This is a genomic window from Streptomyces sp. NC-S4 (assembly GCF_054353315.1).
In genome coordinates this window covers 3,634,226-3,660,751 of sequence record NZ_CM135937.1, presented here as the reverse complement: position 1 = coordinate 3,660,751, position 26,526 = coordinate 3,634,226, and the positions used below count along the sequence as shown (strand labels likewise).

General features: G+C 72.1%; 22 protein-coding genes and 1 tRNA gene. 12 read left to right on the top strand and 11 right to left on the bottom strand.

Translation table 11 applies throughout. The annotated features are described in order from the left end of the window. Positions 1-170: 170 nt before the first annotated feature. From ACXNSR_RS16020 to ACXNSR_RS16000, 5 genes are all read left to right on the top strand, one after another. Entirely contained in the window at positions 171-1,790 is a 1,620-nt protein-coding gene (locus ACXNSR_RS16020) for an outer membrane protein assembly factor BamB family protein (RefSeq protein WP_458642683.1), read from the top strand. Between the two features lie 43 nt (positions 1,791-1,833). Further along, positions 1,834-3,534 (top strand): outer membrane protein assembly factor BamB family protein, encoded by a 1,701-nt coding sequence (locus ACXNSR_RS16015; RefSeq protein WP_458642682.1) that lies wholly within the window; start codon positions 1,834-1,836, stop codon positions 3,532-3,534. Positions 3,535-3,676: 142 nt separating this feature from the next. Then, positions 3,677-4,369, top strand: a complete 693-nt coding sequence (locus tag ACXNSR_RS16010; protein WP_030008909.1) for a response regulator transcription factor — start codon at positions 3,677-3,679, stop codon at positions 4,367-4,369. Between the two features lie 122 nt (positions 4,370-4,491). After that, positions 4,492-5,451, top strand: a complete 960-nt coding sequence (galE, locus tag ACXNSR_RS16005) for a UDP-glucose 4-epimerase GalE (protein ID WP_458642681.1) — start codon at positions 4,492-4,494, stop codon at positions 5,449-5,451. Between the two features lie 464 nt (positions 5,452-5,915). Then, positions 5,916-6,686 (top strand): response regulator transcription factor, encoded by a 771-nt coding sequence (locus ACXNSR_RS16000; RefSeq protein ID WP_189735472.1) that lies wholly within the window; start codon positions 5,916-5,918, stop codon positions 6,684-6,686. Here the strand turns inward: ACXNSR_RS16000 and ACXNSR_RS15995 are convergent. After that, entirely contained in the window at positions 6,645-7,142 is a 498-nt protein-coding gene (locus tag ACXNSR_RS15995) for a MarR family winged helix-turn-helix transcriptional regulator (RefSeq protein WP_030659599.1), read from the bottom strand. The genes ACXNSR_RS16000 and ACXNSR_RS15995 overlap by 42 nt on opposite strands. 161 nt (positions 7,143-7,303) lie before the next feature. Between ACXNSR_RS15995 and ACXNSR_RS15990 the strand changes: the two genes are divergently transcribed. Together ACXNSR_RS15990 and ACXNSR_RS15985 are read left to right on the top strand one after the other, a co-directional pair. Next, the gene (locus ACXNSR_RS15990; RefSeq protein ID WP_458642680.1) at positions 7,304-8,161 is read left to right on the top strand and encodes a trans-aconitate 2-methyltransferase; all 858 of its coding nucleotides are present in this window, start codon (positions 7,304-7,306) and stop codon (positions 8,159-8,161) included. Between the two features lie 2 nt (positions 8,162-8,163). Next, positions 8,164-8,556: a VOC family protein gene (locus ACXNSR_RS15985; protein WP_189735710.1), complete on the top strand. Its 393-nt coding sequence runs from the start codon at positions 8,164-8,166 to the stop codon at positions 8,554-8,556. 73 nt (positions 8,557-8,629) lie between these two features. Here ACXNSR_RS15985 and ACXNSR_RS15980 read toward each other — a convergent pair whose 3' ends face one another. After that, positions 8,630-9,304 carry a TetR/AcrR family transcriptional regulator gene (locus tag ACXNSR_RS15980; RefSeq protein ID WP_314254327.1) on the bottom strand — a complete coding sequence of 225 codons (675 nt, stop codon included), beginning with the start codon at positions 9,302-9,304 and terminating at the stop codon, positions 8,630-8,632. Continuing rightward, positions 9,301-10,281: an acyl-CoA desaturase gene (locus ACXNSR_RS15975; protein ID WP_458642679.1), complete on the bottom strand. Its 981-nt coding sequence runs from the start codon at positions 10,279-10,281 to the stop codon at positions 9,301-9,303. The genes ACXNSR_RS15980 and ACXNSR_RS15975 overlap by 4 nt, the downstream gene beginning before the upstream one ends. A gap of 355 nt (positions 10,282-10,636) precedes the next feature. Between ACXNSR_RS15975 and ppc the strand changes: the two genes are divergently transcribed. Further along, positions 10,637-13,399 (top strand): phosphoenolpyruvate carboxylase, encoded by a 2,763-nt coding sequence (gene ppc / locus ACXNSR_RS15970; protein ID WP_458642678.1) that lies wholly within the window; start codon positions 10,637-10,639, stop codon positions 13,397-13,399. Between the two features lie 74 nt (positions 13,400-13,473). Here ppc and pth read toward each other — a convergent pair whose 3' ends face one another. From pth to ACXNSR_RS15940, 6 genes are all read right to left on the bottom strand, one after another. Next, entirely contained in the window at positions 13,474-14,064 is a 591-nt protein-coding gene (gene pth, locus ACXNSR_RS15965; RefSeq protein WP_458642677.1) for an aminoacyl-tRNA hydrolase, read from the bottom strand. Between the two features lie 98 nt (positions 14,065-14,162). Next, positions 14,163-14,747 (bottom strand): 50S ribosomal protein L25/general stress protein Ctc, encoded by a 585-nt coding sequence (locus ACXNSR_RS15960; RefSeq protein ID WP_458642676.1) that lies wholly within the window; start codon positions 14,745-14,747, stop codon positions 14,163-14,165. Between the two features lie 181 nt (positions 14,748-14,928). Next, positions 14,929-15,906, bottom strand: a complete 978-nt coding sequence (locus ACXNSR_RS15955; protein ID WP_030386186.1) for a ribose-phosphate diphosphokinase — start codon at positions 15,904-15,906, stop codon at positions 14,929-14,931. 133 nt (positions 15,907-16,039) lie between these two features. After that, entirely contained in the window at positions 16,040-17,485 is a 1,446-nt protein-coding gene (glmU, locus tag ACXNSR_RS15950) for a bifunctional UDP-N-acetylglucosamine diphosphorylase/glucosamine-1-phosphate N-acetyltransferase GlmU (RefSeq protein ID WP_458642675.1), read from the bottom strand. A 107-nt stretch (positions 17,486-17,592) separates the two neighbouring features. Beyond that, a tRNA-Gln gene (locus ACXNSR_RS15945) sits at positions 17,593-17,669 on the bottom strand. Positions 17,670-17,684: 15 nt separating this feature from the next. Continuing rightward, complete coding sequence (locus ACXNSR_RS15940) at positions 17,685-18,578, bottom strand: hypothetical protein (RefSeq protein WP_458642674.1); 894 nt, start codon at positions 18,576-18,578, stop codon at positions 17,685-17,687. 131 nt (positions 18,579-18,709) lie between these two features. Between ACXNSR_RS15940 and ACXNSR_RS15935 the strand changes: the two genes are divergently transcribed. Next, positions 18,710-19,999: a sensor histidine kinase gene (locus ACXNSR_RS15935; protein ID WP_458642673.1), complete on the top strand. Its 1,290-nt coding sequence runs from the start codon at positions 18,710-18,712 to the stop codon at positions 19,997-19,999. A gap of 609 nt (positions 20,000-20,608) precedes the next feature. On the opposite strand, the gene ACXNSR_RS15930 is transcribed toward ACXNSR_RS15935, so the two are convergent. After that, entirely contained in the window at positions 20,609-21,115 is a 507-nt protein-coding gene (locus tag ACXNSR_RS15930) for an SUKH-3 domain-containing protein (RefSeq protein WP_458642672.1), read from the bottom strand. 2 nt (positions 21,116-21,117) lie between these two features. Next, entirely contained in the window at positions 21,118-21,705 is a 588-nt protein-coding gene (locus tag ACXNSR_RS15925; RefSeq protein ID WP_458642671.1) for a YwqJ-related putative deaminase, read from the bottom strand. A 230-nt stretch (positions 21,706-21,935) separates the two neighbouring features. Between ACXNSR_RS15925 and ACXNSR_RS15920 the strand changes: the two genes are divergently transcribed. From ACXNSR_RS15920 to ACXNSR_RS15910, 3 genes are all read left to right on the top strand, one after another. Then, positions 21,936-22,931 (top strand): SMI1/KNR4 family protein, encoded by a 996-nt coding sequence (locus tag ACXNSR_RS15920; protein ID WP_458642670.1) that lies wholly within the window; start codon positions 21,936-21,938, stop codon positions 22,929-22,931. Positions 22,932-22,938: 7 nt separating this feature from the next. Further along, entirely contained in the window at positions 22,939-25,497 is a 2,559-nt protein-coding gene (locus ACXNSR_RS15915) for an SUKH-4 family immunity protein (RefSeq protein ID WP_458642669.1), read from the top strand. Positions 25,498-25,636: 139 nt separating this feature from the next. Beyond that, positions 25,637-26,509 (top strand): DivIVA domain-containing protein, encoded by an 873-nt coding sequence (locus tag ACXNSR_RS15910; protein ID WP_458642668.1) that lies wholly within the window; start codon positions 25,637-25,639, stop codon positions 26,507-26,509. Positions 26,510-26,526 lie beyond the last annotated feature (17 nt).

Genomic DNA, 26,526 nt, shown 5'->3' with positions numbered 1-26,526 from the left:
CCGAGGAGGCCTGGATTCCGGCGGACTTCGGGGGCAACCGGCCGTATAACGACGGCGTCACGGGCCGGTCCTCCCTTGGGAACAGGGGGCGGACCGGCCCGATGTATGAACGATGTCAGTGATAGAAAGGTCATCCTCCCCTCCCTCCCCGATGCCGAAAGCGTGCGCTGATGACCGAGCTGCCCCAGCCGCCGAACCAGCCGCCGACGCCTTCCGGTTACGGTCACCTGCCCGGTCCGCCGCAGCAGGGGTACGGGCCTGTGCCGCAGGGCGCGAACCCGTACGCCCAGCAGTCCGCGTACCCTCCGCAGCCGCCCACCGTGTCGCAGCAGCCGGTGGGCCCGCACGGCCCCGGCTCCGGCCCGGGCGGCGCGGCGCCGAAGAAGAAGCTGAAGCTGCTGGTCGCCGCCTCGGTGGCTGCCGTGCTCGTCCTCGGCGGCGTCGGCTACGCGGCCCTCTCCGGCGACGACGAGGACCCGAAGCCGGTCGCGCAGGAGCCGGCCGACGCCAAGCCCTCCGGTTCCCCGTCCGTGGACAAGGGCGACGGCAACGGCAACGGCGCGGGCAGCGACATCCCGACCGACCTCAACGAGGGCCGCAAGCCGGGTGAGGACAAGGCCCTCTGGCTGAAGACCGCCAAGATGGAGGGCCCGGGCGCCGGTATCCCGGCCCAGGGCCTGTGGGTCGTCGGCGACACCGTCGTCAAGACCGTCGACAAGTCCGTCATCGGCTACGGCGTGAGCGACGGCAAAGAGAAGTGGAAGCTCGACCTCCGCGCGGAGATCTGCGGACACACCGGTCAGACCACCCCCGACGGCAAGACCGTCATGGTCGTCAAGAACGCCGACGGCTCCAACTGCAACCAGACGAAGCTCATCGACCTCAAGGCCGGCAAGGAGGGCTGGACGAAGGAGGTCGTCATGGAGGGGCCGTTCAAGGAAGCCTCATCCGCCACGGTCTCCCTCGACGGCGACACCTTCGCCCTCGCCTGGTTGGGGGGCCACGGCGCCTACCGCCTGAGCACCGGCGACAAGCTCTTCTCCGACGCGGGCCCCGAGGGCTGCAAGCCCATGACCTACGCCGCGGGCAACAACAGGATGATCGCCGTGGCCCTCTGCATGGACGACGACCGGACCATCGAGATCCAGGACGCCGACCCGAACACCGGCAAGAAGACCTGGAGCTACCGCCTGCCCAAGGGCTACAACGTCAACGCCGTCTACTCGGTCAGCCCCACCGTCATCGACGCCGGCAACCGCGACACCAAGCAGCGGGCCATCCTCGTCCTCGACGAGAAGGGGCAGAAGCGCAACACGCTCTCCGGCGAAGGCAACTTCGTGGTCAACTGCGGTGGCAGCAGCACCAGCGAGGGCCTCCAGCACTGCGGGAACTCCGCGGTCGACGCGGACACCGTCTACCTCGCCGCCGGGGACGCGTCCACCGGCAGCGAGATCGTCGCCTTCGACCTCGGCACGGGCAAGGTCAAGTGGCGCACCAAGGCCGGCGACAAGAAGGTCCTCGTCCCGCTCGAGGCCGCGAACGGCAGGCTGACCGCCTACCGCGCCGACGTCGGCGTCGCCCGCGCGCCCGGCGAGATCGTCTCGTTCCCGGCCGCCGGAGGCGAGCCCAAGTCGCTGCTGAAGCTCCCCTCGGGCGCCTCCGCACGGATCGAAGGCTCCTTCCTGACTTCCCAGAGCGCCCTCTACGCGGACGGGCGGTTCTTCCTCTCCGTCACCCGGCTGCGGGGCGAGAACAAGGACGAGAAGCTCCTGATGGCCTTCGGCAAGTGAACACGCGTCCCACGACCCGCCCACCGAGAGGCAACAGCAACCGATGAGTATCCCGCCGCCCCCCAGCCAGCCGCCGTCCGGCGGCTTCGGCGCGCCCCAGGACCCGCCGCCGGGCGGCTTCGGCGCGCCCGTGCCGCCGTCCGAACCGGCCGCGCCGCAGCCCGCGCAGCCCGCGTACGGGTACCCGCAGACCGGGCCCGGCTACGGCTACCCGCAGCAGCCCGGCACCCCGTCGCCGTACGGCGCCCCCGGCGGCGCCCCCGTGCCCGCCCCGCAGCCCCCGGCCGCGGCCCCGGCAACCGGCAACGCCAAGCGCACCCAGCTGACGATCGTCGGCGCCGCCGTCCTGGCCATCGCCCTCATCGTCGGCGGCGGTCTCTGGTACACCTCCGGCGACGGCGACGGCGACAGCGGGAACAAGGCCGACAGCAACCCGAGCGCCTCCCCGGGCAACGACAAGCCCGGGGACTACGTGGCCGGCACCGAGAAGGTGCCCGGCAACACGAAGTCGAAGCCGCTCCTGAACCTGCCGAGCCCGGTCCCGGCCGACCTCGCCGTCGTCGCCGGCTCCTGGCTGACCGACTCCACCTACATCAAGTCCGATGTGGCGAAGGTCGTCGGCTACAACCTCGTCGACGGCGGCAAGAAGTGGGAGCTGCCCTTCCCCGGCGAGCTCTGCGGCGCGACCAAGCACGTCAGCGAGAACAAGGCGGCCGTCCTCTTCAAGGCCGCCATGCCGACGCCCGAGAACAAGTACGTCCAGTGCACCGAGGTCGGCGTCATCGACCTGGAGAGCGGCAAGCTCGTCTGGTCCGGCAACGCCAAGAGCGCCACCGGCGGCGACAAGCCCGTCACCTTCTCCAACGTCACCCTCAGCGGCAAGACGGTCGCCGCGGCCGGCATCTCCACGGGCGGCGCCGCCTGGAACCTCGCCGACGGCAAGTCCCTGTGGCTGCCCAAGGTCGACGGCGAAGGCTGCCGCGACGTGGGCTACGCCGGCGGCGAGGCCCTCGCGGCCATCCGCAAGTGCGGCCAGAGCCCCAACTACACGCTGTTCGGTCAGCTCCTCGACCCGGCCACCGGCGCGCCCACGGCCTCGTACAAGCTCTCCCAGGGCATCGAGGACGCGTACATCGTCGCCACCAAGCCCCTGATCGTGGCGGCCGACGTCGGCAAGACCGCGAAGAACGCCACCGGCATCAGCGACCTCTTCGTCGTCGACCCCAAGGGCGAGCTGAAGGCCCGTATCCCGCTCGCCTCCGGAGACTTCGGCGGCAAGTGCGGATCCGAGGTCGAGAAGTGCACCAACATGGTGGTCGGCAACGGCAGGCTCTACCTGCCGTCGTACGAGCACCAGGGCCAGACGTCCAGCGGCCGCACCAACGAGCTGCTCTCCTTCGATCTGGAGACCGGCAAGCAGACCACCGACCGCGCGGACGCGGGCGAGCGGTACACGATGTTCCCGCTGCGCATGGACGGGTCGAACATCATCGCCTACAAGAACCCCCCGTACGACAAGGGCGGTCAGGTCGTCAGCATCGACAGCAGGACGATGAAGGAGACCGTCCTCATGGAGAACCCGGAGGAAAAGATGAGCCGGCGCGCCGAGACCGGCTACTCGCCCGAGTACTCCGAGTACCGCTACCGGGGCGGCAAGTTCTTCATCTCGCGCACGACGGTCTCCAAGCCGTACTCCGACAAGGCCGACCCGGAGTACCTCTTCGTCTCCTTCACCGCGAGCTGACGGAACCGCGCCGACGGCGCACAACACCGCCGAAAGCCCCCGAACGGTCCGCACCGATCGGGGGCTTCTGCGCGGTATCCCCCTCGCACCGTCGAACAAGCGTGTAGCTTGCCGGGGCAGAAGGGTGGGGGGTGTTTCCTCGATGGGCGTACGGGTCGTGGTGGTCGACGAGCACCGGCTGCTGGCCGAGGCACTCGCCTCTGCCCTGAAACTGCGCGGGCACCGGGTACTGGCCGCCGCCGCACCGGCGGCGGGCGCCGCCGAGCTGGTCATCAGCCGCGCCCCGGAGGTCTGCCTGCTCGGCACCGCCACCCCCGCCGAGCCCGGGATCTTCGAGCCCGTCGTCCGCATCAAGCGGGAGCGCCCGCAGATCGCCGTGGTCGTCCTCGGCCCGGTGCCCAGCCCGCGCGGGATCGCGGCCGCCTTCGCCGCCGGCGCCTCGGGATACGTACGCCAGGACGAGCGCATCGAGGGCGTGGAGCGGGCCCTGGCCAAGGCCAGGGCGGGGGAGGTGGCCATCGCCCCGCAGCTGCTGCAGGGGGCCTTCGCGGAGCTGCTGAACCCCGCCGCCCAGCCCGACGACGAGGGGAGCCGCCTGCTGCGGCTGCTCACCCCGCGCGAGGTGGAGGTGCTGGTGCGGGTCGCCGAGGGCGAGGACACCCGGCTGATCGCCGCGGGCATGGAGATCGCCCCGAGCACCGCGCGTACGCACGTGCAGCGCGTGCTGATGAAGCTGGGCGTGGGATCGAGGCTGGAGGCGGCCGCGCTGGCCGCCCGTACCGGTCTGCTGGACCGGGCGCTGCCCACGCTCCCGTCGGCCGCCGCGCGCGGCTGACCCACGGGCCGGGGCCGGGCCGGGCGGGGCCCCGATTTCCCCATGGGCGCGGAATCGGGTAAGCCAGTGTCCAAGCACGCGCACGTACCCGCGCGTGCTCCCGCGCGAGAGGCAGTAGGCGAGTGAGCAAGTACCTGGTAACCGGTGGCGCAGGATACGTCGGCAGCGTGGTCGCGGCCCACCTTCTGGAGGCCGGCCACGAGGTCACCGTCCTCGACGACCTGAGCACGGGCTTTCGCGCGGGGGTCCCGGAGGGCGCCACCTTCATCGAGGGCCGGATCCAGGACGCGGCCCGGTACGTGGACGGCTCCTACGAGGCGGTGCTGCACTTCGCGGCCTCCTCGCAGGTCGGCGAGTCCGTGGTGAACCCGGGCAAGTACTGGGAGAACAACGTCGGCGGGACGCTGGCCCTGCTGGCCGCGATGCGCGGCGCGGGCGTGCGCAAGCTGGTGTTCTCCTCCACCGCCGCCACCTACGGGGAGCCGACGGAGGGCCTGCTGACGGAGGCCTCGGTGACCGCGCCGACCAACCCCTACGGCGCCTCGAAGCTGGCCGTGGACCACATGATCGCGGGGGAGTGCGTGGCGCACGGCCTGGCCGCGGTGTCCCTGCGCTACTTCAACGTGGCCGGCGCCTACGGGCAGTTCGGTGAGCGCCACACCCCCGAGACGCACCTGATCCCGCTGGTCCTCCAGGTCGCGCTGGGCGAGCGGGAGTCGATCTCGGTGTTCGGCGAGGACTACCCGACCCCGGACGGCACCTGCGTACGCGACTACATCCACGTCGCCGACCTCGCGGAGGCCCACCTGGCCGCCCTTCAGGGCGCCACCGCCGGGGAGCACCTGATCTGCAACCTGGGCAACGGCAACGGGTTCTCGGTCCGCGAGGTCGTCGAGACCGTCCGCAAGGTCACCGGCCGGGAGATCCCCGAGGTGGTCGCCCCGCGCCGGGCCGGCGACCCGGCGATGCTCGTCGCCTCCGCGCGCACGGCCCACGAGCGCCTCGGCTGGACCCCGAGCCGCCCGGACCTCACCGGGATCATCACGGACGCGTGGAACTTCGCGCGTACGCACGCTTCCTGAAAACCGTCCCCGGTCCCGCACGCCCCCCGCACCCCGATCGGTGCGGGGGGCGTGTGCGTGTCGGGCGTGCGCTGCGGACGGGCGCTGTGCGCGGGCGCCCGGCGTGCACACGCCGGGTGAAATGCACCCCGTGCAACTGCCCGCGGCACACGCCGGTACCGAAGCCGCCATCCGGACCTTCTCCATGGGTGATTTCGAGCCACCATGGAGGAGGTTCGGAACGCCCGCGCCGGAAAATCCCCGGGAAAACTTCTGCTATTCGGCCAACCGCCGGACGCCCCCGGCCCTACGCTGATGCGTGACACCGGTGGGGGCCGGTGTTGATTCAGGGGTCGAGACAAGTCGGGTACGTCGTCCGGTCCGGGGTAATGCAGAGATGTCACGGCGGCGGCCGGGGCAGCTGCGGATCACCCGGTCCGGGCGCCGTACCCGCCGTCGTCCGTTCCCCTACCCTTGGGGGTTTTGTGGTTCGTATCCGGGTTCTCGTCGTCGACGATCACCGCATCTTCGCCGAATCGCTCGCAGCCGCGCTCGCGGCCGAGCCGGACGTGGACGTGTCCGCGGCCGGCAGCGGCCCCGCCGCGCTGCGCTGCCTCGAACGTGCGGCGGCCGAGGGCCGCCGCTTCGACGTCCTGCTGGTCGACGCCGATCTCGGCGCGGTCCCGGGGGCCGTGCCCGCCCAGCGGGAGTCCGGCTCCGGGCCACCGCCGCCGCCCGCCTCGGACGGGATCGCGCTGGTCGCGGGGGTGCGGGTGTCCCACCCCGGGGTCCGCACCGTCGTGCTCGCCGAGCGCGACGACCCCCGCCGGGCCGCCCTCGCGCTCCAGGCGGGAGCCTCGGGCTGGGTCGCGAAGGACTGCTCGCTCTCCCGGCTGCTGGCCGTGATCCGCGGGGTCCTGCGCGAGGAGACCCACCTGCCGCCCGCACTGCTCACCGGGGTGCTCCGGGAGCTGACCGCGGCGCGCAAGCACCGTACGGACAGCGAGCGGCTGGTGGAGTCGCTGACCCCGCGCGAACACGAGGTGCTGCGCTGCATGGTGGCGGGGCTGGGCCGCAAGGACGTGGCGGCGCGGCTGTTCCTGTCCCCGCACACGGTCCGCACCCACATGCAGAACGTGCTGGGCAAGCTCGGGGTGCACTCCACGCTGGCCGCGGTGGCACTGGCCCGGCGGGCCGGGGTACGACCGGCCGACCTAGCCGGGGATGTTGTCGAACGGAGCGGTCAACTGGCGTAGCAGCCCGGCGAGATCGCCGCGCTGGCTCTGCGAGAGCTGGGCCAGGATCGCCCGTTCCTGGGCCAGCAGCCCCGCGAGGGCCTGGTCGGCGCGGTCCCGGCCCTCGGGGGTGAGCCGCACCAGGACCCCCCGGCGGTCGCTGGGGTCGGGGAGCCGTTCGACGAGGCCCTTCTTGGCGAGCCGGTCGATGCGGTTGGTCATGGTGCCGGAGGTGACCAGGGTCTGGGTCAGCAGCTGGCCGGGGGAGAGCTGGTAAGGGGCGCCGGCGCGGCGCAGCGACGTCAGGACGTCGAACTCCCAGGGCTCCAGGCCGTGCTCGGAGAAGGCCAGCCTGCGGGCGCGGTCGAGGTGGCGCGCGAGCCTGCTGACGCGGCTCAGTACCTCGAGCGGTTCCACGTCGAGGTCAGGGCGCTCCCGCCGCCATGCCGCCACCAGTCGGTCGACCTCGTCCTCCATGCCGATCAGTGTAAGGGGTCTGTCGACGTGAAGTCTCTTCATATCGAGTCTCTCGATCACGAGTATCTTGACATCGAGATATAAATGGAGTGAGCATGGGGCATGGAGGGGGCCGGAACGGATTCCGCTTCCGATCGCCCCGCCAGCAGGGAGGCTCGAACATGTATTCCGATACCGCGCGCGCCGGGACCCCCACGTCCACCGCGCCCTCCGCCCCCACATGGGATCCCCAGCAGTACCTCCGGCACTCGGGCCACCGCACACGGCCCTTCCTCGACCTGCTCACCCGCATACCCGAGCTCCCCCAGCACCCCGCCCGTATCGCCGACCTCGGCTGCGGCCCCGGCAACGTCACCACCCTCCTCGCGGGGCGCTGGCCCGAGGCCCGGATCACCGGCTTCGACCTCTCCCGGGAGATGCTCCACCGCGCGGACCAGGAGTACGCCGGGCCCACCCCCGGCGGCGGCCGCCTCGACTTCCGCCACGGGGACCTGGCCACCTGGCTCCCCGAGGAGCCCTACGACCTGATCGTCTCCAATGCCGCCCTGCAGTGGGTCCCCGGCCACCCCGGCTCCTTCGGCGCCTGGATCAACGGCCTGCGCCCCGGCGGGACCTTCGCCTTCCAGATCCCCGGCAACTTCACGGCCCCCAGCCACGCCCTGCTCGCCGAGCAGTGCGACACCCCGCGCTGGCGGGCCCGGCTCGCCGGCCACGGCGCCCGCTACATCCATCTCCTCGAACCCGCCGAATACCTCGCCCGGTTCACCGAGCTCGGCTGCGCCGCCGACATCTGGGAAACCACCTACTACCAATTGCTCCAGGGTCCCGACCCCGTACTCGACTGGGTCAAGGGCACCGCACTGCGGCCCGTCCTCACCGCCCTCGGCGACGACCGCGACGCCGTGGACGCCTTCCTCACCGAATACCGCGACCGGCTGCGCGCGGCCTACCCGACCGGCCCGCGCGGCACCGTCTTCCCGTTCCGCCGCATCTTCGCCGTAGCCCGCAAGGAGGCATGACCGTGCTGACCGCAGTCGACCACGTGCAACTCGCCGCACCACCGGACTCCGAGGACCGGCTCCGCGCGTACTACACGGACGTCCTCGGCATGACCGAGATCCCCAAGCCGCCCGTCCTCGCCGCCCGCGGGGGCTGCTGGTTCGCCGCCGGACCCGTCCAGCTGCACCTCGGCGTCGAGGAGGACTTCCGGCCCGCCCGCAAGGCCCACCCGGGACTGCGGGTGACCGACATCGAGGCGTACGCGAGCAGACTGCGGGAGCGGGGGGCCAAGGTGGTCTGGGACGACGACCTGCCCGGCCACCGCCGCTTCTACTCCGAGGACCCCGTCGGCAACCGGCTCGAATTCCTGGAACGGCACCGCCCGGAACCGGCGGCGCTGGAACCCTGCGCATAAGAACGCACGACGCGACGGCGCCCCGTCACCGGAGATCCGGTGACGGGGCGCCGTCGCGTCGTGCGTACGGGGCTCAGTTCTTGCGCCGGCCCACCAGCTGCGGCTTCGACTCCAGCCCGTCCAGCCCGTGCCAGGCCAGATTCACCAGGTGCGCCGCCACCTCCGCCTTCCTGGGCCTGCGCACGTCCAGCCACCACTGCCCGGTCAGCGCCACCATGCCGACCAGCGCCTGCGCGTACAGCGGCGCCAGCTTGGGGTCAAAGCCCCGCGCCTTGAACTCCAGACCCAGGATGTCCTCGACCTGCGTGGCGATGTCGCTGATCAGCGAGGCGAAGGTGCCGGTCGACTGGGCGACCGGGGAATCGCGCACCAGGATCCGGAAACCGTCCGTGTAGGACTCGATGTAGTCCAGCAGCGCGAAGGCCGCCTGCTCCAGCAGCTCCCGCGGGTGCCCGGCCGTCAGCGCACCCGTCACCCCGTCCAGCAGCTGGCGCATCTCCCGGTCCACGACGACCGCGTACAGGCCCTCCTTGCCGCCGAAGTGCTCGTACACCACCGGCTTGGACACCCCGGCCTTCGCCGCGATCTCCTCCACCGAGGTGCCTTCGAAGCCCTTCTCCGCGAACAGCGTCCGGCCGATGTCCAGCAGTTGCTGGCGTCGCTCCGCGCCCGTCATCCGGACCCGGCGGCCACGCCTGGGCTTGTCGCTGCTGGAATTACTGCCGTCGATCGCCACGCCCCCCATCATGCCGCGTTCGACTCGTTTTCCCTGCGTCGGGCGTCGATGCGGGCCGCCGACGGCCAGCGGACGTCCGTCGCCCAGCCCAGCTGCTCGAACCAGCGGATCAGCCGCGCGCTGGAGTCGACCTGGCCGCGCAGCACCCCGTGCCGCGCCGAGGTCGGGTCGGCGTGGTGCAGGTTGTGCCAGGACTCCCCGCACGAGAGCACCGCCAGCCACCACACGTTGCCACTGCGGTCCCGGGACCTGAACGGCCGCTTGCCCACCGCGTGACAGATCGAGTTGATCGACCACGTCACGTGGTGCAGCAGCGCGACCCGCACCAGCGACCCCCAGAAGAACGCCGTGAACGCACCCCACCAGGACATCGTCACCAGACCGCCCACCAGCGGCGGGATCGCCAGCGAGAACATCGTCCAGAAGATGAAGTCCCGCGAGATCCGGCGGATCGCCGGGTCCTTGACCAGGTCGGGGGCGTACTTCTGCTGATCGGTCTGCTCCTCGTCGAAGAGCCAGCCGATGTGCGCCCACCACAGCCCCTTCACCAGGGCCGGCAGCGTCTCCCCGAACCGCCACGGCGAATGCGGGTCACCCTCGTGGTCCGAGAACTTGTGGTGCTTGCGGTGGTCCGCCACCCAGCGCACCAGCGGCCCCTCCACCGCCATCGACCCCATCACCGCGAGGACGATCCGCAGCGGCCGCTTCGCCTTGAAGGAACCGTGCGTGAAGTAGCGGTGGAAACCGATGGTGATCCCGTGGCAGGCCAGGAAGTACATGAAGACCATCAGACCGAGGTCCAGCCAGCTCACCCCCCAGCCCCAGGCCAGCGGGACCGCCGCCAGCAGGGCCACGAAGGGCACGGTGATGAACAGCAGCAGAGCGATCTGCTCGATGGACCGCTTGTTCTCGCCGCCCAGTGTCGCGGACGGCTCGGACGTGTCGGAGGGCGCGGAGGCACCCTCGATCAGATCGGGACTGGTGGTCATGGGTGTCCCCTGGGGGGTGAGAGAAGTCGGCGGGCTCCCTGGTTACGAAACCCTACGGACCCGTAACCTACGGCATCGTAAGTATGGCAAAGCGGGGAACGCGGGCAAGAGGGGCAGCGCCGCGAGAAGGAGCGCGCGCGAGGTGTTCACGCGCCGCCTGATGAGACGTTTGTCCAGGCACACGCATCGGACACCTATCCTGGGTCCCGTCGGACAGCGCGGTCCGCACGGGCAGCCCGAGCTGCGCATCAGGAGCGGAGATCCCGCCCCCGGACCCAGTCCGGGGAAGGCATCACCGCACGCCGCCGGGAGCCCACCGCCCAGTAGCGCTCGAACACTGCAAGGAGCCGCACCTGTGAGCAGTGCTGACCAGGCCCCCCAGGGCCAGGCCCCCGTCACCCCGGCCGACACCGCCAACGCGGAACTGCGCGCGGACATCCGCCGCCTCGGCGACCTCCTCGGGGAGACCCTCGTACGCCAGGAGGGCCAGGACCTCCTCGACCTCGTCGAGCGCGTCCGCGCCCTCACCCGCACCGACGGCGAGGCCGCCGCCGCCCTCCTCGGCGACACCGACCTGGAGACCGCCGCCAAGCTCGTGCGCGCCTTCTCCACCTACTTCCACCTCGCCAACGTCACCGAACAGGTGCACCGCGGCAAGGAACTGCGCGCCCACCGTGCCGCCGAGGGCGGGCTCCTCGCCCGCACCGCCGACATGCTGAAGGACGCCGACCCCGAACACCTGCGCGAGACGGTCAAGAACCTCAACGTCCGCCCCGTCTTCACCGCACACCCCACCGAAGCGGCCCGCCGCAGCGTCCTCAACAAGCTGCGCCGCATCGCCACGCTGCTCGAAGAGCCCGTCACCGGCGCCGGCGACCGCCGCCGCCACGACCTGCGCCTCGCCGAGAACATCGACCTCGTCTGGCAGACCGACGAACTGCGCGTCGTCCGCCCCGAACCCGCCGACGAGGCCCGCAACGCCATCTACTACCTCGACGAGCTCCACGCCGGTGCCGTCGGCGACGTCCTCGAAGACCTCGCCGCCGAGCTCCAGCGCGTCGGCGTCGAGATCCCCGCCGGCACCCGCCCCCTGACCTTCGGCACCTGGATCGGCGGCGACCGCGACGGCAACCCCAACGTCACCCCCGAGGTCACCCGCGACGTGCTGATCCTCCAGCACGAGCACGGCATCAGCGACGCCCTGGAACTCATCGACTTCCTGCGCGGACTCCTCTCCAACTCCATCCGCTACACCGGAGCCACCGAGGAACTCCTCGCCTCCCTCCAGGCCGACCTGGAACGCCTCCCCGAGATCAGCCCGCGCTACAAGCGGCTGAACGCCGAGGAGCCGTACCGCCTCAAGGCCACCTGCATCCGCCAGAAGCTCCTCAACACCCGCGAACGCCTCGCCAAGGGCATCCCGCACGAGGAAGGCCGCGACTACCTCGGCACCGCCGAGCTGCTCACCGACCTCACCCTCATCCAGACCTCCCTGCGCGAACACCGCGGCGCGCTCTTCGCCGACGGCCGCATGGACCGCACCATCCGCACCCTGGCCGCCTTCGGGCTCCAGCTCGCCACCATGGACGTCCGCGAACACGCCGACGCCCACCACCACACCCTCGGCCAGCTCTTCGACCGCCTCGGCGAGGAGTCCTGGCGCTACGCCGACATGCCGCGCGAATACCGCCAGAAGCTCCTCGCCAAGGAACTGCGCTCCCGCCGCCCGCTGGCCCCCACCCCGGCCCCGCTCGACGCCGCCGGAGCCAAGACCCTCGGCGTCTTCGGCGCCATCAAGGACGCCTTCGAGAAGTTCGGCCCCGAAGTCATCGAGTCCTACATCATCTCGATGTGCCAGGGCGCCGACGACGTCTTCGCCGCCGCCGTCCTCGCCCGCGAGGCCGGACTCATCGACCTCCACACCGGCTGGGCCAAGATCGGCATCGTCCCGCTCCTGGAGACCACCGACGAGCTGCGCGCCGCCGACGTCATCCTCGACGAGATGCTCGCCGACCCCTCCTACCGGCGCCTGGTCTCCCTGCGCGGCGACGTCCAGGAAGTGATGCTCGGCTACTCCGACTCCTCCAAGTTCGGCGGCATCACCACCTCCCAGTGGGAGATCCACCGCGCCCAGCGCCGACTGCGCGACGTCGCCCACCGCTACGGCGTGCGCCTGCGCCTCTTCCACGGCCGCGGCGGCACCGTCGGCCGCGGCGGCGGCCCCTCCCACGACGCGATCCTCGCCCAGCCCTGGGGCACCCTCGAAGGCGAGATCAAGGTCACCGAGCAGGGCGAGGTCATCTCCGACAAGTACCTGGTCCCCTCACTGGCCCGGGAGAACCTCGAACTGACCGTCGCCGCCACCCTGCAGGCCTCCGCCCTGCACACCGCCCCCCGCCAGTCCGACGAAGCCCTCACCCGCTGGGACGCGGCCATGGACGTCGTCTCCGACGCCGCCCACGCCGCCTACCGCGAGCTCGTCGAGGACCCCGACCTGCCCGCCTACTTCTTCGCCGCGACCCCCGTCGACCAGCTCGCCGACCTCCACCTCGGCTCCCGGCCCTCCCGCCGCCCCGACTCCGGCGCCGGCCTCGACGGCCTGCGCGCCATCCCCTGGGTCTTCGGCTGGACCCAGTCCCGCCAGATCGTCCCCGGCTGGTACGGGGTCGGCTCCGGCCTCAAGGCCCTGCGCGAGGCCGGCCAGGAGGACGTCCTCGCCGAGATGGGCGGACGCTGGCACTTCTTCCGCAACTTCCTGTCCAACGTCGAGATGACGCTGGCCAAGACCGACCTGCGGATCGCCCGCCACTACGTCGACACCCTCGTGCCCGACCACCTCAAGCACGTCTTCGCCCGCATCGAGGCCGAGCACGAACTCACCGTCCGCGAGGTCCTGCGCATCACCGGCGCCGAAGAACTCCTCGGCTCGAACCCGGTCCTCCAGCAGACCTTCGCCGTACGCGACGCCTACCTGGACCCCATCTCCTACCTCCAGGTCTCCCTGCTCGCCCGCCAGCGCGCGGCCGCCGCCCGCGGCGAGGAAGCCGACCCGCTGCTCGCCCGCGCCCTGCTGCTCACGGTCAACGGCGTCGCCGCAGGCCTGCGCAACACCGGCTGAACCCCCGCGGGCCCGGACGCCCCGGACACGACGAAGCCCCCGCACCGGCCGGTGCGGGGGCTTCGTCGTGTCCGTCAGGAGTTGTACGCCGACTGGGCGCGCTCCAGGCCCTCCTGGACCAGGCACTCCACGGAGTCCGCCGCCCGGTCCACGAACCACTCCAGCTCCTTGCGCTCGGTGGACGAGAAGTCCTTCAGCACGAAGTCCGCCACCTGCATCCGGCCCGGCGGCCGCCCGATGCCGCACCGCACCCGGTGGTAGTCGGGACCCATGGACCTGGTCATCGACTTCAGACCGTTGTGCCCGTTGTCCCCGCCGCCCAGCTTCAGCCGCAGCGTCGGGTAGTCGATGTCCAGCTCGTCGTGGACCGCGACGATCCGCTCCAGCGGCACCTTGTAGAAGTCGCGCAGCGCCGTCACCGGGCCGCCGGACAGGTTCATGTACGTCATCGGCTTGGCCAGCACCACCCGGCGGTTGGCCGGCCCCGGCGGACCCATACGGCCCTCGACCACCTGGGCCCGGGCCTTGTGCGCCTTGAACTTCCCGCCGATCCGCTCCGCCAGCAGGTCGGCCACCATGAACCCGATGTTGTGGCGGTTGCCCGCGTATTCCTGTCCAGGGTTCCCCAGGCCCACGATCAGCCAGGGCGCCGCGTCGTCCGACATCAAAAGCTCCTCGGTTCCTCTACGAAGACGACCGCCGTCCCGCTCCAGTGGAGCCGGACGGCGGTCGGTCAGCAACTGCTGAGGCGATGGGGCGAGGCTCAGGCCTCTTCGCCCTCGGCGGCCTCGGCGGCCGGCTCCTCGGCCTGCGGGGCGACGACCTGCAGGACCGGGGTCTCACCGTCGACGGCCAGGGTGGTGCCGGCCGGCAGGACCAGGTCGGAGGCGGTCACGGTGGCACCGGCCTCCAGGCCCGCGATGGAGACGGTGACCTCGGTCGGGATGTGGGTGGCCTCGGCCTCGACGGAGATGGTCGTCAGCAGGGTCTCCAGCAGGTTGCCGCCGGCGGCCAGCTCGCCCTCGGTGACGACCGGAACCTCGACGGTGACCTTCTCGCCCTTCTGGACGATCAGGAAGTCGACGTGGGAGATCGTGCGCTTCAGCGGGTGACGCTGGATCGCCTTGGGGATGACCAGCTCGGTGCCGTCGCCCGCGATGTCCAGGGAGAGCAGGACGTTCGGGGTCTTCAGCGCCATCATCAGGCCGTGGGCCTCGACGTTGACGTGCTTGGGGGCGGTGCCGTGACCGTAGATGACACCGGGGGTCAGGGCGTCGCGACGGGCCTGGCGGGCAGAGCCCTTGCCGAAGGTGTCGCGCAGGGCGGCGGAAAGCTTGACCTCGGACATGCTCACTCCTCGTGGGGTGACGGAAATGGACGGACGTCACCCGGCCGAAACGGCCTGCTACGAAGAGCGCGTCGATAACGGAGCATCCGTACCGGAAAACAGGTACGGCCTCCCTCGCCGAGCAACTCATGGAGTGTACCCGGCACGGAAGGCCGCACCAAAAGGATCTACCGCGCAGCGGTTACTGCTGCTCCTCGAAGAGGCTGGTGACCGAGCCGTCCTCGAAGACCTCGCGCACGGCACGCGCGATCATCGGGGCGATCGACAGCACCGTGATCTTGTCGAGCTCCAGGTCGGACGGGTCCGGCAGGGTGTTCGTGAAGACGAACTCGCTGACCTTGGAGTTCTTCAGGCGGTCGGCCGCCGGGCCCGACAGGATGCCGTGCGTGGCTGTCACGATGACGTCCTCGGCGCCGTGCGCGAACAGCGCGTCGGCCGCGGCGCAGATGGTGCCACCGGTGTCGATCATGTCGTCGACCAGGACGCAGACGCGGCCCCGGACCTCACCGACGACCTCGTGGACGGTCACCTGGTTGGCGACGTCCTTGTCGCGGCGCTTGTGCACGATCGCCAGCGGCGCGTCCAGACGGTCGCACCAGCGGTCGGCCACGCGCACACGGCCGGCGTCCGGAGACACGATCGTGAGCTTCGTGCGGTCCACCTTGGCGCCGACGTAGTCCGCGAGGACGTTCAGGGCCGAGAGGTGGTCCACCGGGCCGTCGAAGAAGCCCTGGATCTGGTCCGTGTGCAGGTCGACCGTGAGGATGCGGTCCGCACCCGCGGTCTTCAGCAGATCGGCGACCAGGCGGGCCGAGATCGGCTCGCGGCCCTTGTGCTTCTTGTCCTGGCGGGCGTACCCGTAGGACGGGACGATCACGGTGATGGAGCGTGCCGACGCGCGCTTCAGCGCGTCGATCATGATCAGCTGCTCCATGATCCACTTGTTGATCGGAGCCGTGTGGCTCTGGATCAGGAAGCAGTCCGCGCCGCGCGCCGACTCCTGGAAGCGGACGTAGATCTCGCCGTTCGCGAAGTCGAAAGCCTTGGTCGGCACGAGGGCGACGCCCAGCTGGTGCGCAACCTCCTCGGCCAGCTCGGGGTGGGCGCGGCCGGAGAAGAGCATCAGCTTCTTCTCGCCGGTCGTCTTGATCCCGGTCACAGCACAGTCTCCTCAGACGTGTTGAAGCTGCTCGCCCCCATGTGCGTCCGTCCCGCACACGGTGAGCCAGCCGAATTGCGTGCACCTATCACGGTACGCCGTCGCGGGCGTACCTGTTTCCGGTCAGTTCACCTCAGGGGCGCTCGGCGTCCTCCGGGGCCGCCGACTGCGCCGCCGTGGCAGCCGCACTGCCCGGACGCTTGCGGGCCACCCAGCCCTCGATATTCCGCTGCTGGCCCCGGGCCACGGCCAGGGCGCCGGGCGGCACATCCTTGGTGATCACGGACCCGGCGGCCGTGTAGGCGCCGTCCCCGATGGTGACGGGAGCCACAAACATGTTGTCCGAGCCCGTCTTGCAGTGTGAGCCGACGGTGGTGTGGTGCTTGTGCTCACCGTCGTAGTTCACGAAGACGCTCGCGGCGCCGATGTTGGTGTACTCGCCGATCGTCGCGTCGCCCACGTAGGACAGGTGGGGGACCTTGGTGCCCTCGCCGATCGTCGCGTTCTTCATCTCGACGTACGTACCGGCCTTGGCCTTCGCGCCGAGGTTCGTGCCGGGACGCAGGTACGCGAAGGGACCCACGCTCGCCCGCGGGCCCACGACCGCGCTCTCGGCGACCGTGTTGTCCACCCGGGCGCCCTCGCCCACGTGCGTGTCCTTCAGCCGGGTGTTGGGACCGACCTCGGCGCCCTCGGCGATGTGCGTGGTGCCCAGCAGCTGGGTACCCGGGTGCACGATCGCGTCCTGCCCGAAGGTGACCGTCACGTCGATGAAGGTCCCGGCCGGGTCGACGACCGTGACGCCCGCGAGCATGGCCTGCTCCAGCAGGCGCGCGTTCAGCAGCGCGCGGGCCTCGGCGAGCTGGACGCGGTTGTTGATCCCGAGGATCTGCCGGTGGTCGCTGCCGACGGCCGCGCCGACGCGGTGCCCGGCCTCGCGCAGGATGCCGAGGACGTCGGTGAGGTACTCCTCGCCCTGGCTGTTGTCGGTACGGACCTTGCCGAGGGCGTCGGCGAGCAGCGCGCCGTCGAAGGCGAAGACACCCGAGTTGATCTCGCGGATCGCGCGCTGGGCGTCGGAGGCGTCCTTGTGCTCGACGATGGCCGTCACGGCGCCGCCCGCGTCGCGGACGATGCGGCCGTAGCCGGTGGAGTCAGGGACCTCGGCGGTCAGCACGGTGACGGCGTTGCCGTCGGCCTCGTGCGTCCGCGCGAGCCCGGCCAGGGTCTCCCCGGTCAGCAGCGGGGTGTCGCCGCAGACGACGATCACGGTGCCGGTGATGCCGCCGCCGAGCTCCTCGAGGGCCATGCGGACGGCGTGCCCGGTGCCGTTCTGCTCGTACTGGACGGCGGTGCGGACGTCGGCGTCGATGCCGGCCAGGTGCGCGATGACCTGCTCCCGGGCGTGCCCGACGACCACGACGAGGTGCTCGGGGTCCAGCTCACGGGAGGCGGCGACGACGTGACCGACGAGCGAGCGCCCGCAGATCTCGTGGAGAACCTTGGGAGTCGCCGACTTCATGCGGGTGCCTTCACCCGCTGCGAGTACGACGACGGCTGCCGGGCGGTTGGCGCTCACGGGGATGCCCTTCGGCTTCGGGGGTGGACCCGTGAAGGATACCGGGGGGTCAAGGTCCCGAAACGAGGCCGGGTCCCGACCTTGCGGTCAGGACCCGAACCTGCAGGCTCCCGGGGCAGGAGTCGAACCTGCGTCGTACCCAGATTCAAAGTCTGGTCGCCCCTGCCGACAGAGCAACCCGGGATTGCCAGGCGTCAGCCTACGCGGTCAAGCGCCGTGCCTCCACTGCCATCTGCGACCACCACCCTTCGATTCGGCGGTAGAAGTCGGCGCTCTGGTGCACGAGCACGACCAAGCAGCCGCGATAGTCGGGGCCGACGTTCTTGCGCACAGTGGTCGGGTTGTGCTTCTTGAGAGTGGTCCGCTGGAGCTGGGAACGATCAACTTCCACCAGGTCGGCCCAGTACTGCTCGGCTCCGTCGACGTCCCCGGACTCGTGGATCATCACCCGGTAACGGATGCGCTCGGGCTTCACCCCCAGAACGGCGAGCCATGCACGGAAGACGTGGATCATGTTCGGATCGCTGTTGACGAAGGTCACTCGCTCCCGCAGGGCGTACGACTTGCTCTTCGATCCCTCGGCCCAATAGAGCCCGACGCCAACGAGGAACAGTTCACGCTCGGTCATCGCGCCCAGCTCCGCGGCAGCGGCTCGCCTGGTTTGCTGCCGCTCTGCCTCACGCCTTTGCATGGTCTGCTCCCAGCCCCGGCGGGAGATCTCCGAAGCCTCTTCCGGAGTGCGCTTGCGGTCCGGCTTCGGGAGGTCGCGGACCCAGAGGGAGATCGAGCTCTTCGAACAGCCGAGTTCGAACTGGATCTGGTCGTACGTCATGCCCTGGAGGCGGAGTTCGCGAGCCTTGGCGCGAAGGCCGTCCTTCGCGTTCGGGCGCTTCGTCCATTCGGGTGGCGCTTCGCCCTCCAGGAGGCGGTTGAGGATGTCGTTGTTGTGGACGCCGAGCCGGTCGCGGATCTCACGACGGCTGAGGCCCTCGTGGCGGAGCGAGACGGCCTGCTCGCGGAGGCCTTCGAAGGTCGCAGTTCCGGTGCGGAGGCCTCCGGTGCCGTCGCCGGGGCGACGTCGGATTTCGTTCATGCCGTCAATGTCGTCCGGAATGCGGGATTCAGGTCCTGATGTACGGACGATTCAGTCGTACGTGCGATTACCGTTGGTTTGCTGGAATTTTGCTCGGGTCTGTGCCGAGAGGCGCCCGTACGCTGGACGGCATGACCAAAACGGGGGAAGCAGTGGAAGGCCGGGCCGGGCCGCCTTTGTGGTGGGTGCGGCGGCGGGATGCCGTGGGGGACCTGATGCTCGGCGGGGTGTCCGCCCTCGAGTGCGCGTGGGAGGGCGTGCCCTTCGCCGCCGAGGCGGGGCTGCCGACCGCGGTCGGAGTGCTGTTCGGGTTCGTGGTGGGGGCCACGCTCGTGCTGCGGCGGCGCTGGCCGATCGCCGTGGTGCTCGTCGGGACCGCAGTGGCGCCGGCCTCGATGGGGTTTCTGCTCTCGGTCGTCGGCATGTACACGCTGGCCTCCTCGGAGGTGCCCCGGCGGATCACGGCCACGCTGGCATCGATGTCACTGGCCGCCACCTTCGTCGTGATGTACCTGCGCACCCGCGGGGACGTGGAGGCCGACACGACGCTCGTGGTCGTGCTGTCCGGTTTCGTCGCGGTGGCGCTGACCGTGCCGCCGGTGCTGTTCGGGCTCTACATCGGGGCCCGGCGGCGGCTGATGGAGAGCCTGCAGGAACGGGCGGACTCGCTGGAGCGGGAGCTGTCGCTGCTGGCGGACCGGGCGGAGGAGCGGGCCGAGTGGGCCCGTACGGAGGAGCGCACCCGCATCGCGCGGGAGATGCACGACGTGGTCGCGCACCGGGTGTCGCTGATGGTGGTGCACGCGGCCGCCCTGGAGGCGGTCGTGGTCAAGGACCCGGCGCGGGCGGCGAGGAACGCGGCCCTGGTGGGGGACATGGGGCGGCAGGCGCTGACGGAGCTGCGCGAGATGCTCGGCGTGCTGCGGGCGCCGCCCAAGCCGGCGCCGGCTCCCGTGCCCGCGGTGTCCGTCGTCGCGGTGGCGCTCGCCGGGGGCGCGGGGGGCGCCGGGGGCGCCGATGCCGTGGAGGACGGGCCCTCGCTCGGCGAGCTGGAGGCGCTGGTCGGCCAGTCGCGGGCGGCGGGGATGGCCGTGGAGATGCTGGTGCACGGCGAGTGGGCGGCGTACGCGGCGGAGGTCGAGCAGACGGGGTTCCGGGTGGTGCAGGAGGCGCTCACCAACTGCCACAAGCACGCCCCGGGCGCGCGGGTCGTGGTGCGGCTCGCGCACCGGGCCGGTGAGGTGGCCATGCAGGTGGAGAACGGCCCCTGCGACGGCAAGGCCCCCGAGCCGGGACTGCCCAGCGGGGGGAACGGGCTCGTCGGGATGCGGGAGCGGGTGCTCGCGCTGGGCGGGGTGTTCGTGTCCGGGCCGACGGACACGGGCGGCTTCAAGGTCTCGGCGATCCTCCCGACTGCCTAGCCCTCCCCTCGGCGGGGCCTGGTCGCTCCCGCGGGGCGGAACGGGTCCGGGCGCGGTGGGGGCTGGTCCGCGGGGCCGGGGAGGGGTGTCTCCTCGGCTCGGCGCGTGCGGGCGTGTCTCGGCTGTGTGCGGTGGTTGCGCGCTCGTCCTGCGGGGACACCCCTCCCCGTCCCCGCTCCCCACGCGCCGGGGCGGCTTCGGGGCACTGCCGGGGCACGGGTCCGGGTCGCGTCGTCCTGCGGGGGCTGGTGCGCGGGGCCGGGGAGGGGTGTCTCCTCGGCTCGGCGCGTGCGGGCACGTCCCGGCAGTACCCGGTGGTTGCGCGCTCGTCCTGCGGGGACACCCCTCCCCGTCCCCGCTCCCCACGCGTCGGGGCGGCTTCGGGGTGCTGTCGGAGCACTGCCGTGGGGCGGGGACACGGCGGAGTGTCCCCGCAGGACGAGCGCGCACCACCGCTCACGGCCGCGACATGCCGAACCGCGCGAGCCGAGGAGACACTCCGGCGGGGCACCGCCCCACACCACCCAGCCCCGCCGGCGCTTGAGGCGCGGGGCCCGGGGCAGCACCCCGCCACCACCGACCCGCCGGAGCCGAACCGCAGGGCCCGGGCTACGTGGTCAGGCGGGTCGGCTGGAGGCCCGTCAGCAGGAGGGTGAGGGCCTCGTCGACGGTGGAGCCGAGGTACCAGTCGCCCGTGTGGTCGATGCCGTAGACCCGGCCCTCGCGGTCGATCGCGAGGTGGGAGCCGCCGTCGGCCTCGACGCCCAGCGGGCAGAGCTGGGTGGACAGGGCCCGGCCCAGGTCGGCGAAGGTGCGCGCGAGGTGGAGTCCCGTGAGGGGGTCGATCCGGACGGACGTGGGGGCGATCTGGCGGCCGGGGCCGTGCGCGGCGACCGCCAGGGCGCCGAACTCGGCCCAGGCTTCGACGGCGGCGGGGAAGACGGTGTGCCGGTGTCCCGCGGGCGTGGTGTGGTCCCGCAGGGCATCGGCCCAGTACTCGGCCTGCTTGATGTCCCAGCGGCCGGGTTCCCAGCCGGCGGTGCGCAGGGCGGAGTCCACGGCGACCGGGAAACGGGTGGCCGAGGAGCGGTCGTAGGAGGCGGAGGCGGCGGTCATGGCTACTCGGAGGGGGTGAGGTCGACGGGGCGTACGCCGAAGTGGGCGAGGAGTGCGTCGCAGGAGCGGCAGGGCGGTGCGTAGCTGCCGTGGAGGGGGTCGCCGTCCTCGCGGATGCGGCGGGCGGTGATCTTCGCCTGCTTGAGGGAGCGGCGGGCTTCGCTTGCGGAGAGGGGTTTGCGGGAGGCGCGCCGGGACCGGGCGCCCTCGACGGCGGTCAGGTGGCGGGAGAGCAGGATCGCCTCCGGACACCGGCCCGTGAAGCGTTCGCGCTGGCCGCTGGTGAGGGTGTCGAGGAAGTCCTGGACGAGCGGATGGAGCGCGGGCGGCTGGTCGGCCTTGCCGGCGGTGCCGGTGAGGGTCTCGCCGCGTACGGAGAGGGCGGCGGCGACGGTGGGGAGGATGCCGTCGCGGCGGAAGCGCAGGACGGGTACGGCGGGGCGGCCGTCGGTACTGCTCCAGCGCAGGCGGGGATCGCCCGTGGGCCCGGCGGCTTCGCCGGCCGGGCCGGTCGAGCCCGGTGCGCCCGGTGCGCCGGGTGCGTCCGGCGCGGTGTCGCCGGATTCTGTGCGTGTTGCCGTGTTGTGCATGCTCGCGCTTTCCCTCCCGTGGCGGCGGTGGTGACCGCTGTCGCTCACGCCCCCGTGCTGCGGGGACAGCCTGCCAAATGTCTCCTGTCATGCGGAAGCGGGGTCGAATATTCGTATCAATTCGGATGTTCCTGGCCCTTGGGCGGGTGCGCCGGTCGGGCGCGGGTAAGGCTCTTGCCCCAGCGCATAGGCTGTGGTGAACCAGCCAGATCCAGCAGGGGGCTACCGCCATGACGACAGGTCGGCTCGGGCAGCAGGCCGCGCCACCCAACGCCGCTTACTCGGGGCAGGTCGTGCATTTCCCGGACCCGGTCCGGGCCGCTCGGCATCCCCACGGTGTGCGGATGGACGGCAATGGGCATCCGGACTTCTCCGCCTACGCGCGCGCGGCCGTGGAGATCGCCGAACCGCCGGAGGGCTTCGGCGTGGACGAGTTGCGGCTCACGGACTACGTGTCCGCGAACGCCGCGATGAAGGCCGCCGGGCACGAGCTGTGGGACACGGTCGGGCCGGTGGCGACCCCGCACGGCTGGACCTGGCACCACGTGGCGGGTTCGCGGCGGATGGAGCTGGTCCCGGTCGAGGTGAAGGCGCTGCTGCGGCATCACGCGGGCCTGGCGACGGCTCCGGTGGACCACGACAAGCGCGGGACGCGTCCGTTGCAGGAGGTGCGCCCGGCGCACCTGGGGCTGCCGAAGTCGGTGGTGTCGGTCTCCGAGGAGCAGGTGCAGGGTGTCGAGGAGGACCTCGGCTACCGGCTGCCGGAGCCGTACCGTTCCTTCCTGAAGGCCGCGGGCGGCTGCGCGCCGGTGGGCGCGGGCCTGGACGTGGACCTCGGTCTGCTGGTGGACCAGCCCTTCTTCACGGTGCGTGAGGAGGCGGCGGTCAATGATCTGGTGTACGTCAACAAGTGTCTGCGGGACCACCTGACGAAGGACTACCTGTGCGTGGCCTTCGTCCAGGGCGGGCTGCTCGCGCTGAAGGTCAAGGGTGAGGGCATCGGCTCGGTGTGGTTCTCCCCGTACGACGATGCCCGCGACCGGGACGGCTGGTCGGTCCAGGAGCGCGTGGAGCGGTTGTTGCTGCCGTGCGGTGCTGATTTCGACGCCTTCCTCGAGCGGCTGGCCGGCAACCCGCCGGAGCTGGAGACGGTGGCCGGTCTGATGGTGGACGGCGGATTCGCACGTTCGGTTCCGGTGTCGGGTTCGGCACCGGTGGAGGGGTGAGCGCGCGATGGTGACGTTTGCGCAGGCGCAGGAGCGCGCCGAGGAGTGGATCAACGGGGACGTGCCCGCGTACCAGCACCGGGAGGTGCGCGTACGGGAGTTCGGGCTCGGGTTCGTGGTGTGGGCGGAGGACCGCGCGGCCGGTCCGGTGTCCGGTGGTGGGCGGCAGCGGCTGGTCATCGCGCGGGACAGCGGGGAGGTGACGCTGTGGCCGGGGCTGCCGGTGGGTGAGGTGATCCGCCGGTACGAGGAGGAGTACGGGGCCGTGGCCGCGGCCGTTTCGGAGGCTTCGGTCCCGACGCCGCGGATCGACTCGGAGCAGACGTCGTTCATGCTCAGTCCGCCGGAGTGGCTGCAGGAGGCCGCGGACCGGGCGGGGATCGCGCCGAGGTCGGCGCCCGCGCCGGCTGCGGCCGCGCCCGCCGAGGTCGTGCCCGAGCCGGCGCCCGCGCAGGCTCCTGCGGCTCCGGCGCCCGCCCCGGCCGTGCCGCTGCGGCGCGGGGGCGAGATCCCGTACGAGCCCACGGCCAACGACGGGGTGCCGGTGACGGCTGCGGGCCCGGATTCGGACCCGGCTCCGGCTCCGGCTCCGGCCGTGGTGCCGATCGGTGCCACGCCCTGGGCGGGCACCGATGTGAACTCCGGTGCGGACGACGCGTCCGTACCGCTGCCCGCGACCGTGTTCGCGCCGCCGCTGTCCGGGTCGGACCTGGAGGACGCGCCGTCGTCCGGGGTGGCCCCGGAGGCGAGGACCACGCTGATGCCGGGCGGCAGCCAGCTGCCGAGGACCGCGGTCGTGCCCGCGCTGGGGGCGCAGGGCGATGCGCAGGGCGGGTCGCAGGGCGGGTCGCAGGGCGGTCCGGCCGCGAATGACATCGCGGACGCCCCGACCAGCAAGGCCCAGATCTCCCGGCCGTCGACGCCGCCGGGTCCGCCCGGTGCGCCCAGCGCGCCCGGTGGCGGGCTCGACCATGCCGCCACCATGCTGGCCGGTCCCGGTGTTCCGCAGCCGCCCGGTCCGCCCGGTCCGCCGGGGGCTCTGGGTGCGGGTCAGCCGCCTGCGCCTCCCGGTCCGCCCGGTGCTCCGGGGTCGCTGGGGCGTGGGCTCGACCATGCCGCGACGATGCTGGCCGGTCCGGCCGTCACGGGTCAGCCGCCGGCGCCTCCCGGTCCGCCGGGGGCTCCGGGTGCGGGTCAGCCGCCTGCGCCTCCCGGTCCGCCCGGTGCTCCGGGGTCGCTGGGGCGTGGGCTCGACCATGCCGCGACGATGCTGGCCGGTCCGGCCGTCACGGGTCAGCCGCCGGCGCCCCCCGGTCCGCCCGGGGCTCCGGGTGCGCCCGGTGCTCCCGGTGGCGGGGCCCATCACGCCGCCACCATGCTCGCGGGTCCCGGCGTACCGCAGCCGCCCGGTCCGCCCGGGGCTCCCGCCGCCCCCGGTGGCGGGCTCGACCACGCCGCGACGATGCTGGCCGGACCCGCCATGGTGCAGCCGCCCGGGCCCCCCGGCCCGCCGCCCGGCGTACCCGCAGGCCCGGCTGGTCCGGCTGGTCCGGGTGGTCCCGGAGGGCAGCCCCCGGTCCCGACCGGTGCGCCCACCGTGGGCCCCGGCTACCAGGCCGTGCTCCGCTACCGCGCGCCCGACGGCTCCGAGCAGCAGCTCATCCGCCGCTCGGCGCCCGGTACCCCGCACCCGGAATGGCAGATCCTCTACGAGCTGCGCGCCATGAACGTGCCGCCGCAGCAGGTGCTGGAGCTGCACACCGAGCTGGAGTCCTGTGAGCTGCCCGGCGGTTACTGCGCCCGGATGATCCGGGAGACCTGGCCGCAGGTGCGGATCACGAGCGTGGCCCCGTACGGCAAGGACCACGCGGGCCGTCAGCAGGGCATGCGGCACCTGCTCACCCACCAGGGGGAGCTGCACCAGGTGGCGGACGGTCCGGCGCGCCCCGCGCCGGTACGGGCGCCGCTGCCGCAGGTCCCGCTGCAGCCGGCGATCCCGCTGGAGGCGATCGGGCAGGAGCTGGCGGCGGCGTTCGGGCCGCAGGGCGTGTTCCGTTTCGACCAGCGGGCGGTGTCCCGCCAGGGCGTGCCGGAGATCGTGGCGCAGACGCTGATGTGGGCGGGCCTGCCGGTCGATTTCGGGCCGTTCTTCTGGGCGCAGGCGGTGCCGGGGCAGCCGGTGCCGACGCTGGCCGAGCTGGCCCAGCAGCGGCAGGTGCAGCCGGCCTCGGACGCGGGCTCGTACCTGGTCATCGGCAGTGACTTCGGCAAGGCGCTGTGCGTCCAGTACGGCACCGCGCACATCGTGGCGGTGCCGGTGGAGGGTGGCCCGGGAGGTGCTCCCGTACCGCCGCAGTTCGTGAATTCGAGCCTGCCGCAGTTCGTCCGGTCCATCGCGATGCTGGGTCACATGTGGCGGCTGCGCCAGCATCTGACGCCGGAGCAGGCGGGCCGCTGGACCGTCGACTTCCAGGCGAACCTGGCGGGGCTCGACAGCGCGGCGCTGTCCTCGCCGGAGAGCTGGTGGTCGGTGCTGCTGGAGCAGATGTGGGACGGACTGCTGTGATCGGCTGATCGAGTGATCATGTGATCGGATGGATGGCCGGGTCGGGACCTTCGAACAGGGTCTCGGCCCGGCCATTCCGGCTTCTGGGATCAAATGGCGCATCCTTGACGGGAATCCCCGCGAGAGAGGCGCATCCCGGATGAGTGCACCCTTTGCGACCGTGCGCGGTCGTGGCTACCGCATGGAAGAGGTCGACCGGTACCTCGCCCGGCTCTCCGGGAGCCGGGACGAGGCCTGGGAACGGGTGGCACGGCTGACGGTCCTGGCCAAGCAGATGGAGGCGGACGCGGCGCGGCTGCGGGCGGCGGTCGCCGCGCTGGCTCCGCAGACGTACGACGAGCTGAGCGAGCGGGCCCGCCGGATCCTGCTGCTGGCCGAGGAGGAGGCGGACGCCCTGCGGGCGGACGCGCGGGTGGACGCCGCGGCGACGCTGGGCGCGGCCGAGGCGCGCGCCGACCGGGCGGCGGAGCTCGCGCGGGGCGACGCGGAGGCGGTGCGGGAGCAGACGGAGGTCAGGGCCCGGCAGGGGTTGCTGCGGGCGCAGCGCGAGGCGGACGACGTGCGGTCGGGGGCGCGGGAGGACGCGGCGGCGTGGCGGGCGCAGGCGACGGCCGCGCTGGCGGAGACGCGGCGGCGGGCGGAGTCGGAGCGGGCGGAGCGCGAGCAGGAGCGGACGGAGCGCCGGGAAGCGGCGGAGCGGGAGCTGACGGCGCGCGAGGCGGACCTGGAGGCGCGCCACGCGGAGCTGGAGCGGCAGGCCGAGGCCCGGCTGGCGGAGGCGCGGCGCGAGTTCGCCGAGGCGGAGGAGTCGGCGCGGCACGGGCAGGAGGACGCGGAGGCGCGGGCGGCCGAGCTGATCGCGCAGGCGCGGGTGACGGAGGAGCGGATCGGGCGCGAGACGCGGGGGATCCTGCGGGAGCACGGGGAGGCGGCGGAGGACGTGCGGGCGCACATGAACCACGTCCGCTCCAGCCTGGCGGCGCTGACGGGCCGCGCCCCGGCGGAGGGCTAGGCCGTCTCTTTCGGATC

Excerpts from the sequence above, each read along its gene's own strand:
- ACXNSR_RS15915 (WP_458642669.1), top strand. The coding sequence starts at position 22,939 with ATGGTGACGTTTGCGCAGGCGCAGGAGCGCGCCGAGGAGTGGATCAAC.
- ACXNSR_RS15990 (WP_458642680.1), top strand. The coding sequence starts at position 7,304 with ATGTATTCCGATACCGCGCGCGCCGGGACCCCCACGTCCACCGCGCCC.
- ACXNSR_RS15930 (WP_458642672.1), bottom strand. The coding sequence starts at position 21,115 with ATGACCGCCGCCTCCGCCTCCTACGACCGCTCCTCGGCCACCCGTTTC.
- ACXNSR_RS15940 (WP_458642674.1), bottom strand. The coding sequence starts at position 18,578 with ATGAACGAAATCCGACGTCGCCCCGGCGACGGCACCGGAGGCCTCCGC.
- ACXNSR_RS15975 (WP_458642679.1), bottom strand. The coding sequence starts at position 10,281 with ATGACCACCAGTCCCGATCTGATCGAGGGTGCCTCCGCGCCCTCCGAC.
- ACXNSR_RS15925 (WP_458642671.1), bottom strand. The coding sequence starts at position 21,705 with ATGCACAACACGGCAACACGCACAGAATCCGGCGACACCGCGCCGGAC.
- ACXNSR_RS15980 (WP_314254327.1), bottom strand. The coding sequence starts at position 9,304 with ATGATGGGGGGCGTGGCGATCGACGGCAGTAATTCCAGCAGCGACAAG.
- ACXNSR_RS15935 (WP_458642673.1), top strand. The coding sequence starts at position 18,710 with ATGACCAAAACGGGGGAAGCAGTGGAAGGCCGGGCCGGGCCGCCTTTG.
- ACXNSR_RS15995 (WP_030659599.1), bottom strand. The coding sequence starts at position 7,142 with ATGGAGGACGAGGTCGACCGACTGGTGGCGGCATGGCGGCGGGAGCGC.
- ACXNSR_RS15910 (WP_458642668.1), top strand. The coding sequence starts at position 25,637 with ATGAGTGCACCCTTTGCGACCGTGCGCGGTCGTGGCTACCGCATGGAA.
- pth (WP_458642677.1), bottom strand. The coding sequence starts at position 14,064 with ATGTCGGACGACGCGGCGCCCTGGCTGATCGTGGGCCTGGGGAACCCT.
- ACXNSR_RS16015 (WP_458642682.1), top strand. The coding sequence starts at position 1,834 with ATGAGTATCCCGCCGCCCCCCAGCCAGCCGCCGTCCGGCGGCTTCGGC.
- ACXNSR_RS16020 (WP_458642683.1), top strand. The coding sequence starts at position 171 with ATGACCGAGCTGCCCCAGCCGCCGAACCAGCCGCCGACGCCTTCCGGT.
- ACXNSR_RS15960 (WP_458642676.1), bottom strand. The coding sequence starts at position 14,747 with ATGTCCGAGGTCAAGCTTTCCGCCGCCCTGCGCGACACCTTCGGCAAG.
- ACXNSR_RS15920 (WP_458642670.1), top strand. The coding sequence starts at position 21,936 with ATGACGACAGGTCGGCTCGGGCAGCAGGCCGCGCCACCCAACGCCGCT.
- ACXNSR_RS16010 (WP_030008909.1), top strand. The coding sequence starts at position 3,677 with ATGGGCGTACGGGTCGTGGTGGTCGACGAGCACCGGCTGCTGGCCGAG.